At 60.8% G+C, this 15,709-nt stretch carries 16 protein-coding genes; 7 read left to right on the forward strand and 9 right to left on the reverse strand.

Features of this window, described 5'->3' with window-relative positions:
- Positions 1–144: 144 nt before the first annotated feature.
- From NA637_RS20880 to NA637_RS20895, 4 genes are read right to left on the reverse strand one after another with little or no spacing between them, the layout of a single operon-like run.
- The gene (locus NA637_RS20880) at positions 145–1,380 is read right to left on the reverse strand and encodes a TolC family protein (RefSeq protein ID WP_003089075.1); all 1,236 of its coding nucleotides are present in this window, start codon (positions 1,378–1,380) and stop codon (positions 145–147) included.
- Positions 1,380–1,682, reverse strand: coding sequence for a DUF3240 family protein (locus tag NA637_RS20885; RefSeq protein WP_003288512.1), 303 nt, complete (start codon positions 1,680–1,682; stop codon positions 1,380–1,382). The genes NA637_RS20880 and NA637_RS20885 overlap by 1 nt, the downstream gene beginning before the upstream one ends.
- A complete protein-coding gene (locus NA637_RS20890; protein ID WP_003089077.1) occupies positions 1,675–4,758 on the reverse strand; it encodes an efflux RND transporter permease subunit in 3,084 nt (1,027 codons plus the stop codon). The genes NA637_RS20885 and NA637_RS20890 overlap by 8 nt, the downstream gene beginning before the upstream one ends.
- Positions 4,758–5,870, reverse strand: a complete 1,113-nt coding sequence (locus NA637_RS20895) for an efflux RND transporter periplasmic adaptor subunit (protein ID WP_003089078.1) — start codon at positions 5,868–5,870, stop codon at positions 4,758–4,760. The genes NA637_RS20890 and NA637_RS20895 overlap by 1 nt, the downstream gene beginning before the upstream one ends.
- A gap of 370 nt (positions 5,871–6,240) precedes the next feature.
- Here NA637_RS20895 and NA637_RS20900 point away from each other — a divergent pair, with 370 nt between their 5' ends.
- The 3 genes from NA637_RS20900 to NA637_RS20910 all read left to right on the forward strand — a co-directional run bounded on the left by NA637_RS20900 (position 6,241) and on the right by NA637_RS20910 (position 8,637).
- On the forward strand, positions 6,241–6,915 hold the full coding sequence (locus tag NA637_RS20900) for a heavy metal response regulator transcription factor (RefSeq protein ID WP_003288515.1): 675 nt from the start codon (positions 6,241–6,243) through the stop codon (positions 6,913–6,915).
- The gene (locus tag NA637_RS20905; protein WP_003089080.1) at positions 6,912–8,306 is read left to right on the forward strand and encodes a heavy metal sensor histidine kinase; all 1,395 of its coding nucleotides are present in this window, start codon (positions 6,912–6,914) and stop codon (positions 8,304–8,306) included. The genes NA637_RS20900 and NA637_RS20905 overlap by 4 nt, the downstream gene beginning before the upstream one ends.
- 124 nt (positions 8,307–8,430) lie before the next feature.
- Positions 8,431–8,637 carry a hypothetical protein gene (locus NA637_RS20910; protein WP_003089081.1) on the forward strand — a complete coding sequence of 69 codons (207 nt, stop codon included), beginning with the start codon at positions 8,431–8,433 and terminating at the stop codon, positions 8,635–8,637.
- Between the two features lie 98 nt (positions 8,638–8,735).
- Here NA637_RS20910 and chrA read toward each other — a convergent pair whose 3' ends face one another.
- Together chrA and NA637_RS20920 are read right to left on the reverse strand one after the other, a co-directional pair.
- Positions 8,736–10,103, reverse strand: a complete 1,368-nt coding sequence (gene chrA / locus NA637_RS20915; RefSeq protein ID WP_003089083.1) for a chromate efflux transporter — start codon at positions 10,101–10,103, stop codon at positions 8,736–8,738.
- Complete coding sequence (locus NA637_RS20920; RefSeq protein WP_023095846.1) at positions 10,096–11,037, reverse strand: chromate resistance protein ChrB domain-containing protein; 942 nt, start codon at positions 11,035–11,037, stop codon at positions 10,096–10,098. The genes chrA and NA637_RS20920 overlap by 8 nt, the downstream gene beginning before the upstream one ends.
- Before the next feature lie 158 nt (positions 11,038–11,195).
- Here NA637_RS20920 and NA637_RS20925 point away from each other — a divergent pair, with 158 nt between their 5' ends.
- Positions 11,196–12,500 (forward strand): MFS transporter, encoded by a 1,305-nt coding sequence (locus NA637_RS20925; RefSeq protein WP_003089087.1) that lies wholly within the window; start codon positions 11,196–11,198, stop codon positions 12,498–12,500.
- An 80-nt stretch (positions 12,501–12,580) separates the two neighbouring features.
- On the opposite strand, the gene NA637_RS20930 is transcribed toward NA637_RS20925, so the two are convergent.
- From NA637_RS20930 to NA637_RS20940, 3 genes are all read right to left on the reverse strand, one after another.
- Positions 12,581–12,703, reverse strand: a complete 123-nt coding sequence (locus NA637_RS20930; RefSeq protein ID WP_016713062.1) for a hypothetical protein — start codon at positions 12,701–12,703, stop codon at positions 12,581–12,583.
- 61 nt (positions 12,704–12,764) lie between these two features.
- Positions 12,765–13,445 carry a hypothetical protein gene (locus NA637_RS20935; protein ID WP_003089089.1) on the reverse strand — a complete coding sequence of 227 codons (681 nt, stop codon included), beginning with the start codon at positions 13,443–13,445 and terminating at the stop codon, positions 12,765–12,767.
- Between the two features lie 12 nt (positions 13,446–13,457).
- A complete protein-coding gene (locus NA637_RS20940) occupies positions 13,458–14,195 on the reverse strand; it encodes a HupE/UreJ family protein (protein ID WP_003089091.1) in 738 nt (245 codons plus the stop codon).
- A gap of 511 nt (positions 14,196–14,706) precedes the next feature.
- On the opposite strand from NA637_RS20940, the gene NA637_RS20945 reads away from it, so the two are divergent.
- The 3 genes from NA637_RS20945 to NA637_RS20955 all read left to right on the forward strand — a co-directional run.
- Positions 14,707–15,012: a metal-sensing transcriptional repressor gene (locus NA637_RS20945; protein ID WP_003089094.1), complete on the forward strand. Its 306-nt coding sequence runs from the start codon at positions 14,707–14,709 to the stop codon at positions 15,010–15,012.
- Between the two features lie 20 nt (positions 15,013–15,032).
- Positions 15,033–15,473, forward strand: coding sequence for a YqaA family protein (locus NA637_RS20950; RefSeq protein ID WP_003089095.1), 441 nt, complete (start codon positions 15,033–15,035; stop codon positions 15,471–15,473).
- Positions 15,470–15,709, forward strand: a 240-nt coding sequence (locus tag NA637_RS20955) for a TraX family protein (protein ID WP_256074494.1), incomplete at its 3' end; no start/stop codon positions are given. The genes NA637_RS20950 and NA637_RS20955, both read left to right, overlap by 4 nt.

The following is a 15,709-nucleotide window of genomic DNA, read 5'->3' on the forward strand; positions in this document are numbered from 1 at the left end:
CCCTTATTGAGATAGGACGGCCGTTTATTATTCAGCTGTGGTCACTGGCCGTTTCCTATCATTGCTGCCGAAAACTAACCGGAGCATGAGTAACTCATTACGATTCTGAAAGGTTGCCCGGCCTATGCCGGGCAACGCAACAACTCAGCTTTCGTCCAACCCCCATATCCAGTGGGCATCGATCAACAGCGACAGATGGGTGCGCAGCGTATCCGCGTGGGCCTGCAGGGCGCTGGTAGACGATGCGACGGCTTGCCGGCGAGCCAGCAACAACGACTGCAGATCCACCTCGCCCAGTTCGTAGGCACGCTGCATCTGTGCTTCGTTCTGGGTCATGGCAGCGGCGCCATCCTTCGCGATCAGGTAGCTCTCGTAAGCACCTGAAGCCAGTTCGACGTCACGGGCAATCCCGGCTTCCAGCTCGCGTTTGGCCAGGTCGACATCCTCGCGAGCCGCATTCTCCTGGGCCAGCGCCTGGCTGTAGCGAGCACTGCGCGACCCGCTGGGGATCGGCATGCTGAAGCTGACACCGTAGATGCGCTCACGGTTGCCCTGCTCGGAGGCGGTGAATACCCCCAACGTAGGATCCGGCACCCTGTCAGCCTTCGCCCGGGCCGATTGCCCCTGATTTCTCAGCAGAGAGGCTTCGACCCGACGCAGCACATCGCTTTCGGCCAGGATCCGCTCGCGCCAGGTGTCGTACTGACCGAGTTCGGCCGAAGGAATGGGCAGATCAACCACTTTGCGCTCGATGCCAGGGAAGCGCCGCGACAGTGTTGCCCAGCTCGCAGCGGCTTTTATCTTGGCTTCGTTGCCTTGTCGCAGTTGCTCGGCCACTTCCGCCTTGACCAGGCTTACATCCAGCTTAGAGGCGTCACCCGCACGGTTGCGTTTTTCCGCCGCCGCCAGGCTTTCCTTGGCTGAGGCCAGGCCTTTATTGGCGATGGTGAGCGCGTGCTCCGACACCAGCCAATCCAGCCACAGGGTCATCAGTTCCCGCGCGGCTTCATGACGGACTTCGCCATAGGTGGCATCTGCCAATCGCAGCGTTGCCGAACTGATGTCCTGGTCGGCACTGGCCTTGCCAGGCAGGCGCACCGTGCGCTCGATACCCACGTTCCATTCGTTGTAGTTGGGGCCAGCGTCGGTACGCCGTTGCTGGCCGATTGCCGTGGCCGTCCATTCATAAGGCGAACGCCGGATGATGCCAGCCTCCAGCATGGCGGCATCCATGCTGGAGCGTGCCGAGGCCACGCGGGGATCGGCGTTGAGCAGCGACACCACCAGCGGCTTGGGCAGAATGTTTGCCGGAGCGGCAGGTTGCGCCACGGCCGTGCCACACACACTGATCAGCAGAGCCAGGGGAACAAGGCGCTTCATCACACGAACTCCCCAAAGTTACTGACCTGGACCGTCCAATAGCGCAGCCCGGTATTTGGAAACTCCTCCTTGAGGGATTGCAGCACCTCCGTGAGTTGCTGCCGTTCCACCACGAGTTGGATCTGCACAGCCTTGGCCCGCCCCATGACACGCTCCATCGGATTGAGTGCCGCGGTGGACAGCCCGTGCGCCGCAACCGGTGTGCTGGTGAAGATCTGGTTCCCCGTCACGACCAGGAGGTGGTCGATGAGCTTCTCCTCCAAGCTTGGGGTGCAGAGCAGCGTCAACCAGGTATCAGGCATCTTTGGCCTCCTTTTTCGCGTGGGCGAATCGCAGATAGAGAATCGGGAGCAACATGAGGGTGAGCGCGGTGACGGTGATCAAACCGCCGATCACCACGATGGCCAACGGCCGCTGGATCTCGGAGCCGGGCCCGGTAGCGAACAACAGTGGGACCAGACCGAAGGCGGTGATCGAGGCGGTCATCAGTACCGGGCGTAACCGGCGACGGGCACCCTGGAGCACCACTTCCCGCAGTGGCAGGCCTTCGCCATGCAACTGGTTGAAGTAACTGACCAGCACGATGCCGTTGAGCACCGCGATACCCAACAAAGCGATGAACCCCACCGACGCTGGCACCGAGAGGTACTCGCCAGTGACCCACAGCGCGACGATGCCGCCCACCAGGGCGAAGGGGATGTTGCTGAGGATAAGCAACGCCTGGCGCACGGAGCCGAAGGTCGAGAACAGCAGGACGAAGATCAGACCAAGCGCCACGGGAACGACGATGGACAGCCGGGCAGCCGCACGCTGCTGGTTCTCGAACTGGCCGCCCCAGCTGATGCGATAGCCGTTGGGCAGTTCCACCTGCTGAGCCACCAGCGCCTTGGCCTCCTCGACGAAGCCGACCAGGTCACGACCGCTGACGTTGGCGATCACCACGCTGTAGCGGCTGCCCATTTCCCGGTCGATCTTCACCGGGCCATCGGCACGCTCCAGTCTCGCCACGCTGCTCAGCGGAATGGTCTGGCCATCCGGCGTGGTGATCCGCACCGCGTTGAAGTCCGCCGGCGACGTGCGCACCGACTCGTCCGAGCGAATGAGGATCGGCGTGCGCTGGTTGCCTTCGATCACCAGGCCGGCCTGCTGGCCTTCGATCTGCACGCGCAGTGCATCCTGGATGGCCTCGACGCTCAGGCCGAAACGGCCAGCCTGCAGCCGGTCGATCTCCACGCGCAGATACTGCACACCGTCGTTCTGCACGGTGTAGACGTCCTGGTTGCCCTGCACAGTCTTGAGCAGCGACTCGATCTTGCCGCCCAGTTGGCTCAGGGTGCCCAGGTCAGGGCCATAGATCTTCACGGCGAGGTCGCCGCGCACACCGATGATCATCTCGGAGACGCGCATCTCGATGGGCTGGGTAAAGCTGTAGCCGATACCCGGCATTGGATCGAGCACCTTGCGGACCTCGTCCATCAGCTCTTCCTTGGTGTCCATCCGCCATTCGCTCATGGGCTTGAGCAGCAGGTAGGTATCGGTCTGGTTCAGGCCCATGGGATCAAGACCGATCTCGTCGGAACCGGCCCGCGCCACGATGCCCCGGATCTCCGGGACCGCTGCCATCAGCGCGGTCTGGATCTTCTTGTCCAGCTCGGCCGTCTGTTCGAGGCTGACCGATGGCAGTTTCTCGATACCCACGATCAGGTCGCCTTCATCCATGGTCGGCATGAAGGTCTTGCCCACCTGGGTGTAGACCAGGCCAGCGACGACCAACATGGCGCCAGCGATGATCGCGATCAGTTTCTGCCGGCCAAGCCCCCACTCCAGCACCGGGCCATAGATGCCCAGCAGCTTGCGGGCAAGCCAGGGGTCTTCGTGCTTGACCTCGCGCAGCAGGTAGGAGGACAGCACGGGGATCACGGTCAGCGACAGCAGCAACGATCCCGCCAGAGCGAAGACGATGGTCAGCGCCACCGGGACGAAGAACTTGCCTTCGAGGTCCTGCAGGGTGAGCAGCGGCAGGAACACCGTGATGATGATCAGGATGCCGGACGTCACCGGTACCGCGACCTCGCGCACCGCCCGGTAGATGATGTGCAGACGCGGCAGCTTGCCACCGGAAGGATCGGTGGCCAGACGCTGGACGATGTTCTCGACCACCACCACCGCGGCATCCACCAACATGCCGATGGCAATGGCCAGCCCTCCCAGACTCATCAGGTTGGCGGACATGCCGACGAAGCGCATCAGGATGAAGGTGATCAACGCCGCCAGCGGAAGTACCAGGGCAACCGTCAGCGCTGCGCGAACGTTGCCGAGGAACAGGGCCAGCAACACGATGACCAACACGGTGGCCTCGATCAGCGCCTTGGACACAGCCCCTACCGCTTTATCGACCAGCGACGAGCGATCGTAGAAGCTGGTGATGGTGATGCCTTTCGGTAGTGTGGCCTCCAGTTCCTTGAGCTTCAGTTGCACACCGGCGACCACTTGGCGGGCGTTGGCGCCAGCCAGGCCGAGCACCAGGCCTTGCACAGCCTCGCCCTTGCCATCCTGGGTCACCACGCCGTAGCGGGTCAGGGTGCCAAGGCGAACCTCGGCCAGGTCGCCAACCCGCACCGGGCTGGAGCTGTTGGAATTGACCACAACGGCCCGCAGGTCATCCAGGGTGCGGATGCTGCCCTCGCTGCGTACCAGCAGGACTTCGTCACCTTCACCCAGTCGGCCGGCACCGTCGTTACGGTTGTTGGTGTTGACCGCGTTGGTCAGCTGCTCAAGGCTCACGCCGCTGGCAGCCATGCGGATGGGATCTGGCAGTACCTCGAAGGTCCTGACCTGGCCACCGAGGGAGTTCACATCCGCCACGCCAGGTACGGTACGCAGCGCCGGCCGGATCACCCAGTCGAGCAGGCTGCGACGTTCGACCAGAGACAAGGTTGTACCGTCCACCGTGAACATAAACATCTCGCCCAGCGGTGTGGTGATCGGCGCCATGCCGCCACTGATGCCGTCCGGCAGGCTGTCGCTCAGGTTGCCGAGACGCTCGGAAACCTGTTGCCGCGCCCAGTAGATGTCAGTGCCATCCTGAAAATCGATGGTGACATCGACCAGGCCGTACTTGGTGACCGAGCGCAGGATCTTGGTCTTGGGAATACCGAGCATTTCCACTTCGATCGGCACGGCAATCCGGCTTTCAACTTCTTCCGGGGTCATCCCCGGTGCCTTCATGATCACCTTGACCTGGGTGCTGGCCACATCAGGGAAGGCATCGATGGGCAGCCCACGGTAGGCATACCAGCCCGCGCCGGTCAGCAACAGCGTCGCCAGCACCATGAACAGGCGCTGGGACAAAGAGAATTGGATAAGACGGCTCAGCATCACTCACCGTCCTCTTCAAGCCAGGCGCCTTTCAGCGCAATCACGCCGGCGACGGCAACCTGGTCCTGTTCGCTGATGTTGCCCTGGACACGGACCAGTTGCCCCGCGCTGACTTCGACCTTGACCGGGCGGGCTTCAAAACCGTCGGGCGTGCGGACGAACACCACGGAGTCGGTCTTGTTGCGAGCGACGGCAGACAGAGGGATGTCCCAGGATTTGCCAGCGGCCTGAACCGGGATCTCCACGGTGACGAGCTCGCCGGGACGCAGGGCGCCGTTGGCATTTTCGATTTCGGCGCGCAGCACCACGAACTGGCTGGTAGCCGAGAGGGTCGGGCTCAGGTTGATGACACGCCCATTAATGCCCTTGTCGACCACCGTTACGCCCGCGCCCGGCTGAATGCCAATACTGGCCGCGGCCGGAATCTGCACGTCCAGCCACAGCGCATCGACCTGGGTGATGTTCAGCAGCGACGTGGCACCGTCGACCCGCTGGCCGGGCCGGACCGAGATGTTGCTGACAATGCCGTCCTGAACGGCGCTGAGGGTGATCCTGTCGGAAGGAATCCCGGAGCGGATGACCTGCTCGATCATGGCCGGGGTCATTCCCGCCAGGGCCAGTTCGGCCTTGGTCTGCACCAGAGTCGCTTCCGCTTCCTTCAGCGTTGCCTGGGCTTCCTGCGCCCGACGCTGCGGAATGATGCCCTCATCGAACAGCTTCTGTTCCCGGGTGTAGGCCTGCCGGGCCAGCGTGGCGCGGGCAGATGCCTGCAACAGCTGGAGCTGGAGCTGGCTCATCGCCGGACTGGACAGGCGCACGACCGGCTCGCCTTTGCGAACGGCCTGGTACTCGCCCACCAGCAGTTGCACCACCACACCTTCAAGTGGGGAACTGACGATCTGCTCCGCTTTCGGAGGCACGACAACCTGGCCGGGATATCGCGTGCTGACCGTCTGTTTCATGCTTTGCACAGCAGACGTCTTGATACCCAGCGCTTGAATCTGTTCATTGGCGACAGAGAACTTCTCAGCACTCATGGCAGGCCCTGAAATAATAAAAGCGATGGCGAAAGAGAGCCCCTTTACACTGCGCAGATAATGTTCGTTATTCATCGAAAGTTCCCCGTGAAGCGCCATGACATGGGCATGCTTTAGACCTGTCTTTGAGGATTTTTAAATCGCAAGGCGAGCGCGGTCGCAGGACACACATGAGTAACCCACTCGTCTGCTGCACCCTTTGCATGGAAGGAGATTGTCGTAGACTCCTCTACAGGTTCGATTCTAGAGGGGGGTGACTATCAGGAACGTTACCGCTGAATTACAAATTTGAAGGATTCCACCTCCCTCCTGATTTTCGTTTTAAGATTGATTCATCGATGATCACCATGCTGGTTCGGTGCATGAGGCAATGACACTTCAAGAAATAAATGAATATTTTTTTATTTGACACCCGAATACTTTTTTAATTTGAGATAAACAAATAATGCGTGTTCTAGTAGTGGAAGACGAAGCCAAAACTGCCGAATATCTTCAGCAAGGGCTTACCGAAAGTGGCTATATCGTTGACCGGGCAAGTAATGGTGTCGATGCGCTGCACCTGTTCCAGCACAACACCTACGGCCTGGTCATCCTGGATGTGAACCTGCCCAAGGTGGACGGCTGGGACGTGCTCGACACGATCCGCAAGACCAGTCGGGTTCGCATCATCATGCTGACCGGTCGTGGCCGCCTGCACGACAAGCTGAAGGGCCTGGACGGCGGCGCCGACGACTATCTAGTGAAGCCGTTCGAGTTTCCGGAACTGCTTGCCCGCATCCGCTCGCTGCAGCGGCGTGGCGACAAGGTGGTGGACCACCCGACCTTGCGGGTCGCAGACCTTGAGCTGGATCCGGGTCGCCACCGCGCGTTCCGGGGTGACCTGCGCGTCGAGCTGACTACCAAGGAATTCGCCCTGTTGCGCCTGCTCATGAGCCACCCAGGGGAAGCCCTGACCCGCTCGCAGATCATTTCCCTGGTCTGGGACATGAACTTCGACTGCGATACCAACGTGATCGACGTGGCGATCCGGCGCCTGCGCGCCAAGATCGACGATCCGTTCGAGAACAAACTTATCCACACCCTGCGCGGTGTGGGCTATGTGATCGAGGAGCGTTCATGAAGCGCTTCAGCCTGGCCGCCAGGTTGGGACTCAAAGTCGGCTTGATGAGCGTGATACTGCTGGTGCTGCTCTCTATCGTGGGCTACCTGATGCTCGGCCAGGCGCTGGAGCGCACGGCGCAAAGCAGCCTGATCACCAAGATGGGTGGCATGGCCCATAACCTATCGACCGTCGCGGATCTGTCCGAGGTCACCGCAGACTCCCACCAGTTGGTCGACCTTGCGATGGGCCACAACAACCTGTTCGTCAGCATTTTCGATACGGCAAACAGCCGAATCCCCCTGCTGACCATCGGCTCGAAAAAGATAACCACCGAACTCACCAGCTTTCCTGCCAACGATCAAGTGGAGTTCTACGAGTGGAACAACGAACTGGGCATGCCCATGCTCAGCGTTTCCCAGCTCATGCGTCTGGCTGACGGTACCCAGGTCGGTGTGTACATGACCGTGGATGAATCCTCCGATGCCGAATTGCTCCGGGCGATGCTGAGCTGGGCCCTGATGGCGTCACCCTTCATCCTGGCGCTGATCATGGTCGTGGCCTGGTGGACGGTACGCCGGGGCTTGCTGCCGCTTACGCGCTTTCTGAAAGTCGCGTCGAAGATCTCCACCGACAACATGCAGCATCGGCTGCCTACCGACCGCTTGCCGATCGAACTGCTGGAGCTCGCGGACGGCATCAACTTTATGCTGCACCGCCTGGACGGTGGCGTGCAGCAGCTATCGCAGTTCTCGGACGACCTGTCCCACGAGTTGCGTGCTCCGCTCACTAACCTGATGGGCAAAGCACAGGTGGCCCTGTCACGACCACGCAGCTCGGAGGAGTACCGTGAGGTGCTGGAATCCTGCGCCGAGGAGCTGGATCGCATGAAAAGCATGGTGGCCGACATGCTTTTCCTGGCACATGTCAGCCAGCCTGCAGCCTTGGTGCAATTCGAGACGGTGGCACTGGTCGACGAGGTGCAGAGGGTCAGTGACTTGTTCAGCCTGAGTGCCGAAGAGAGCGGCGTTCGGCTCGATGTGTCAGGCAGTGTCGATGTGATCCAAGGCAATCGCCTGATGATTCAACGGGCAGTGTCCAATTTGCTCTCCAACGCCATTCGCTACTGCCCACAAGGGCAGGCTGTAGTGGTGAAGGTTCACCGTGAGCAGGAGCACATCAGGCTCAGCGTAGGCAATCCAGGCCAAGGTATTCCGGAAGAGCACCTGCCTCATCTGTTCGAACGCTTCTATCGGGTCGACAAAGGGCGTGCGCGCAGCGAGGGAGGCACAGGCCTCGGGCTTGCCATCGTGCGATCGATCATGAGCCTGCACCAAGGCGTGGCGAAGGTAGAAATAACGGGCTCGGGCTTTACCTGGTTCCACCTGAGTTTTCCGGTGAACCGTCTCTGAGCCCAAGGCGTCTTTCAACATTGTAATTCGCGCCTCACGTTGTCGTCAGAGACGCTTCTTTAAGCTTCAGGGGTATCGAAAATCTCACGATCCATTGAGATCCAAACCCCTGGAGTTTCTGAAAATGCGACTGACCCAAGCGCTTCTCATCGGTGTACTGGCTGTTGGTGTGACGACACCGGTATTTGCCGAAGATGGCTACGACCGCTCGATCGAATTCAACAAGAAATTCCGCGAGGACCAGAAACGCCTCTGGGGTGAAAAAGACACCGCAGACAAAGCCAAACCGGCAGAGACCAAAGAAAAGGAAAACGCTAAAAGCCCATCCTAGGCTCATGGATGTGCTGTTTCTCTACTTCCTCCTTCCCCCTCGATCTTGAGGCAGGCGCTTGACCGCCTGCCCCGGATCACCCTCAAGCGGCATCCTCCTCAACGCATCGACAGCTGGACCGCCAGCCCCGCCAGTGCACTCATCACCAGCACCTGGATCACACCGCGCTTGAAGTAGAACAGGGCAATAGCGGCGGCCGCGGCGATAAGTGCGGAGGCCCACTCGAATCCTCCCCCAAAGCCGTTGGGCCAGAGCACGTGGTAACCGAAGAACAACGCCAGATTCAGGATCACACCTACCACGGCGGCGGTGATCCCGGTCAGCGGCGCTGTGAACTTCAGTTCGTTGTGCGTCGACTCCACCAGCGGACCGCCGGCAAGGATGAACAGGAACGAGGGCAGGAAGGTGAACCAGGTGACCAGCACAGCCGCCACCGCGCCCGCCAGGAACGGATGGTCGGTGCCGAACATCGGGTGGATGTAGCTGCCAATGAAGCCGACGAAAGTCACCACCATGATCAACGGCCCCGGCGTTGTTTCCCCCAGGGCCAGGCCGTCGATCATCTGCGTGGGCGACAGCCAGCCGTAGTGACCGACCGCACCTTGGTAGACATAGGGCAACACCGCGTAGGCACCGCCGAAGGTGAGCAACGCAGCCTTGGTGAAGAACCACCCCATCTGGGTCAGAGTGCCTTGCCAGCCGAAGATGACGGTCAGCAACCCCATGGGGAGCATCCATAGCGCCGCACCGATCAGGATCAGCTTGAGCAGATAGCTCCAGCGGAAACGGGCATGCGCGGGTGGCGGTGTATCGTCATCGATCAGCGCAGGCCCGTAACTGGCCTTCCCGGAGCCATGCTTGCCAGCGGTCACGAACTTGTCCGGCAGCACTTTTCCGCCGATGTAGCCCAGCACGGCAGCGGCCAGAACGATCAGCGGGAACGGGACGTTCAGGGCAAAAATGGCGACGAAGGATGCTGCGGCGATCGCCCATAGCCAGCCATTCTTCAATGCCCGGGAACCGATGCGGTGCGCCGCATGAACGACGATCGCGGTGACCGCCGGCTTGATGCCATAGAAGATCCCGGCAACCACCGGAACGTTGCCGAACTCGATATAGACCCACGACAGCCCGATCAGGATGAACAGCGACGGCAGCACGAACAGCCCGCCAGCAATCACCCCGCCCCAGGTCCGGTGCATCAACCAACCGATGTAGGTCGCGAGCTGCTGGGCCTCGGGCCCGGGCAGCAACATGCAGTAGTTCAGGGCATGCAGAAAGCGCTTCTCGCTGATCCAGCGGCGACGCTCCACCAACTCCTGGTGGAGGATGGAGATCTGTCCTGCCGGCCCGCCAAAGCTGATGAAGCCGATCTTCAGCCAGAACAGCAACGCTTCGAACAAGCCCACCGGGGTCGCTGGCTTGAGGGGGGCTTCGCCCGTGGCCAGCGTCGTCGTTTCAGCCATGACCGTTTTCCTCGTTGGCAAAGGCCGCCAGCAGCCCGTCGAAGATGCCGTTTGCCGCTGCCATCAGTTGGTTGTCATCGGTAATGCTCTCGCGCAGGCCCGCCAGGACACGCTCGATGCCGGACGCTTCCGCAGGCTGGCTGCCACCGACATCGAGGTAGTGAACCAGCGCGGCGATGCGTGAAAGGCCTGGAGCCTGCAGCACGAAGCTGTCGATCAGGGTTTCGAAGGTGACGCGGTGCCCGACATGGCTGAACGCGGCGCCATCGAAGTCAAAGCCCAGTGCATCGGCGGGGCAGTCGCTCGGGGATTCCAGCCAGAGGATTTCCGCGCCGCTGTCGATGAAGCGCTGGATGAGCCAGGCACAGGCCAGCCGGTCGACCCAGGGACGTCGACGGGTTGCCCAGCGACGCCCCTGGTAATGACTGTGGTCCAGCAGCGTGACGGGATGATCCTGAATGTGCGGTTCATCAGGTGAGAGGGCACGGCTGATTGCCGTCTCCAGCGCTTCCAGCGCGGTCTCCGTCTGCTGCTTCGCAACGCCGGGGAAGAAGTCGATCAGGGCCAACTGGGCGAAGCTCTTGCGCAGTTTTCTGACCTGGCGAGCGACCTGCAGGGCGTTCTCGGGAAGCAGTCCCTCCCTGCACGCGGCGACTTCGTCGCGCAGCTTGCTGTACTCCTCACTCCGGTCGAACAGGCCGGCGAAGCGAGTTTCTTCGTCCGGGAATGCCAGCAGAAACGCAGTGCCGCCGCTGACCGTCACATCGCGCTCCACGGACTCGAACGCCTCGCGGCCCGCGTCCTGCTCAGGCAACAGGTACACACCGTCGCGCAGCACGGCAGCGCCGCAAGCCTTCAACGCCCGCCAGGCACGCATACGTTCGGTCGCGTTGGCCGTGGGGAGTGCCAACACAAGAAGAAGCCAATTTTTCATGTAGAGAATCAAACATAAAATGTATGAATCTCTACTTTAGCTCTGTTCTCAGGAAAATGCACTGCCGGGATGAGGGTTCGATTCACTCACGTTGACCGTATCCCCCCAGGGGGGATACGCTAGAAACATGAATCACCCGCACTACCCGGAGGTAGCGCATGCTATCCGTTCTAAAAAATCGTACTTATCGACACCTCTTTCTGGCCCAGGTGATCGCCCTGGTGGGCACTGGTCTGGCGACGGTTGCCCTCGGGCTTCTGGCATTCGACCTGGCCGGCGCCCAGGCGGGAGCTGTATTGGGTACCGCGCTCGCCATCAAGATGGCGGCTTACATCGGCGTTGCACCGGTTGCCGCCGCGTTCGCCGAGCATCTGCCGCGCAAGGCGATGCTGGTCACCCTCGATCTGGTCAGGGCAGCGGTCGCGCTGATGCTGCCCTTCGTCACCGAGATCTGGCAGGTGTACGTGCTGATTTTCGTGCTGCAGTCGGCCTCTGCGGCGTTTACGCCAACCTTCCAGGCCACCATCCCTGACATCCTGCCGGATGAGCGCGAGTACACCCGGGCGCTTTCCCTTTCGCGCCTGGCCTATGACCTGGAAAGCGTGATCAGTCCGATGCTGGCCGCGCTGTTGCTTACGGTGGTCAGCTTCCACAGCCTGTTCGCGGGCACGGTGGTGGGCTTCCTGGTGTCCGCCGCGATGGTCGGTACCGTGGTGCTGCCCCTGGCGGCACGAGGACCCAAACGCAGCATCTATGAACGCACCACCAAGGGCATGCGGATTTTCCTGCGCACCCCGCGGCTGCGTGGCCTTCTTGCACTGAACCTGACGATCGCAGCCGCCAGCGCCATGGTCATCGTCAACACCGTGGTACTGGTGCAATCCAAGTTCGCGCTGCCCCAGAGCTCTACCGCCATGGCCTTGATGGCCTTCGGCGGTGGCTCGATGGTGGTCGCCCTGATGCTGCCCAAGCTGCTGGAACGACTGGACGATCGCAAGGCGATGCTGGCCGGCGGTGCCGTGCTGGTAGCCGGTTTGATCCTGGGTACCTTCGTCTCCAGTTACCCGGCGCTGATCCTGTTGTGGCTGGTGTTGGGTGCCGGCTACTCCCTGGCACAGACACCGTCCGGACGCATTCTGCGGCGCTCGTCCTCAGCCCAGGATCGACCTGCGCTGTTCGCCGCCCAGTTCGCCCTTTCACACGCCTGCTGGCTGATCACCTACCCGCTCGCGGGATGGTTGGGGGCAAGCGTCAGCCTGACGGCTTCGTTCATCGGACTGAGTCTGGTTGCCGCCGTAGCCTGGCTGGTGAGCAAGCGGATCTGGCGCCCGGAGTATGAGGAAGACGTGGTAGCGCACAATCACGATGACCTGCCGGAAGACCACCCGCACGTGGCCAACGGCAATGCGCATGCGCACTCGTTCGTCATCGATGACGATCACCGGAAATGGCCAAAGCCATAAAGCCCGCGTTGCACGGGTTCTATCGATGATCTTCGCGTAATCCAGAAAGAAACAGGGCCGCTTTAGCGGCCCTGTTTGCATCACTCGTGCGAGTGGCCGTGACCCGCATCGCCAGACTTCGATTCGGTATCAGTACCACCGCAGGCAGCCAACAGGCCGAGGAAGCTCAGCACAACGAGCGATTTGAGGATTTTGGTAGTCATCTTCAGCTATTCCAATTGAGATCAAAAAGTCGGGGCGAACAACAGGTTCGCCCCGGCGGGATTACTTCTTCACGTTCAGGTAGTCGCCAGTCGTGTTCAGCACGATGGTGACATCGGCGTTGGTGCGGTTACGCCAGAACCAGCCATGGGTGCCATCGAACAGCGCGGTCAGGTCGCCCTTGTCGCCTTTCACCTGACGCCCTTTGCTGTAGCTGTGGAAATCGCCTTGGGCGGCGTTGTAGATCTCACCGTGGGTGTCGTGGTTGACCGGGCCGGATGCGGTCCATTCATAGCTCACAGTGCTGCCCTTGAGCATTTCCAGCTTGATCTCCCGACCTTCGCCTGGCGTCAGGGTTACGGTGACCTGATCGGACTTGGCGTTGGCAGCAGGTTTGCTGGATACGGGAGCCGCGGGCTGAGGGGCTGCTGCCACTTGCTGTACGGGTGGCGCTACCGGTGCAGGTGCCGGTGCAGCAGCAACGACAGGAGCTGGGGCCGGAGCAGCTGCCGCTTTCGACGCAGCCTCGTCAGCCAAAGCCTCGGCAGCGAGGGTGATCTTGATCTCGCCCATTTGCGTCAGGCCCATGGCGCGGCCCAGGCCGGTCGGGTCGACCGCGTATTCCGAAGGCATCACCACGGTGACCAGCAGGCCCATGGCGACAGCCAGGGCAATGACGGTGGAACGAACGAGTTGGCGGCTGCTCGGCAATTCGCTTGCCGATGGGAGTGGAGAATTGAACATGATCAGGAGTCCTTAAGCGGTCAGAAACAGGCCGGAGATCTGGTAACCCATCAACAGGAAACCAGCACTCATCATTGCGACGTTGGCGGTATAGGCATGACGCCAGAAGCTTGGGGTCTGCCTCCAGAAGCCCATCAGGATCAGAATGGCGCTCAACGCCATCAGCTGACCGATCTCCACCCCTACGTTGAAGGCGATCAGGTTGGGGATCAGCCCATCGGGAGAGATCTCGTATTCCTGGATCTTGGTTGCCAGGCCGAAGCCGTGCAGCAGGCCGAAAATCAGCGTGGCGGCCTTGGTGTTCGGCTGATAGCCGAACCAGCGCTGGAAGGCGCCCAGGTTATCCAGGGCCTTGTACACCACCGAGAAACCGATGATTGCGTCGATGACGTACGAGCTGATGCTGACTTCCGTCAGCACGCCGATCAGCAGCGTCACCGAATGGCCGACCGCAAACAGCGTGACGTACAGGCCGACATCCTTCAGCCGGTAGAGGAAGAAGATGACGCCGAACAGGAACAGCAGATGGTCGTATCCCGTGACCATGTGCTTGGCGCCCATGTAGATGAAGGGGATCAGCATGACCCCGGTGCTTTCCTGGATGAAGCCCTTGTCACCCTCGGCCACGGCATGGGCCAGAGCTTCTGGCATGCCGATGAACAGCGAGGCGACGAGCAGGAACAGCAGATACAACAGGTGGCGTGAACGCATGGCGAACAGGCCCCCACCCTTTAGGGAGTGCGAATGCATGGATCAATCCTTTCTTGCAGTGATTGTTGGCCGCAGAGCGGCCTTGGTCAGGAAGCAAGCACAGGACGGGGTGGGCGTTCGATACGGAAGATGGGGGGCCAAGGCACGGAATCGCCCAGCATGGCCAGGTGTACCGAGGCTTCGAAATGACTGGAGAAGTGGATTGCAGCTGGTATCTGAGGCGTTTCGTGCTGGTGATCGGGCGTCAGGGGGGAGTGGTAGTGATCAGAGCACTGCGCACAACTCAGGGACGAGTCGTGGGAGTGATCATGAGTCAGGCTCTGGGCGCTCTTTGCCGTGATTTGCGAGAGGACGGAAAGTGAATAGGCATGACCGGTCCAGGCCAGCAGAAAGGCCATTGCCAAAGCCACGATCATGGTCGCTGAAAGAAAACGACGAGACATCCCAATGCTTATCCGGTTGAAACACGGTGTGAAATAGCGCGTTTGACCCAACCCCCCCAGGGGGATAGCATGCAGAGCGTAAAGTATCGCCGTCTGAGACTCAAGTCATGTCAGAACACGTTCACGACCAACCGCATGGTCACGCTCATACCCACCAGACTCACGACGCCATCATCAAACGCCTCAAGCGAGCGGACGGCCACCTGCGCAGCATCATCACCATGATCGATGAAGGACGTGAATGCGTGGACATCGCCCAGCAGCTCCATGCTGTTGAAAAGGCCGTGTGCCAGGCGAAGCGGACACTGATCCAGGACCACATCGACCATTGCCTGGAAGACTCGGTGACAGCCCTGAGCAAGGGCGACCGTTCGGCACTGGACGAATTCAAGCAAATCACCAAATACCTGTAGGCACGGTGCTCGGTTGTTGAATGTTTGAGTACGGCGGTTACCTCGGCCTGTTTCTGGCTGCATTCGGCGCGGCAACCCTGCTGCCCATGCAATCGGAGGCAGTGCTGGGCGGACTGCTGATATCCGAGCGTTTTTCCACAGCCATCCTGCTGGTGGTGGCCACCACAGGCAACGTACTCGGATCGGTTGTGAACTGGCTGCTGGGACGAGGTATCGAGGCTTATCGCGAAAAGCGCTGGTTTCCGGTAAAGCAAGCGGCCTTCGAAAAAGCCAAAGCCTCCTATGAACGTTACGGGTACTGGTCGCTGCTGCTCAGTTGGGTACCCATCATTGGAGACCCGCTAACCGTGATCGCCGGCGTGATGAAAGAGCCGCTCTGGCGGTTCGTCCTGATCGTCACGCTCGCCAAGGGCGGACGGTATCTGGTCCTTGCGATTCTCATCCTGGAGAACCTGAGTTGAGCGCGTACGAATCACCACCTTCGCGGGTTGAACGACACAACGGACAGGACCTCATCAAGTGGATCGCCCTGCTCACGATGGTGCTCGACCACATGCGTCTGGCATGGCCATCACTGGATAACCTGTTCATTCTGGGACGCCTCTCGTTCCCGCTGTTTTGCCTGGCGATCGCCGTGAATGTCTGTCGAACGGAAGTTGGCGCGTTGTTCACTCGCAGCAATGGCCGCTACCTAAGG

Source organism: Stutzerimonas stutzeri, from assembly GCF_024448935.1.
GTDB classification, from domain to species: Bacteria; Pseudomonadota; Gammaproteobacteria; order Pseudomonadales; family Pseudomonadaceae; genus Stutzerimonas; species Stutzerimonas stutzeri_AO.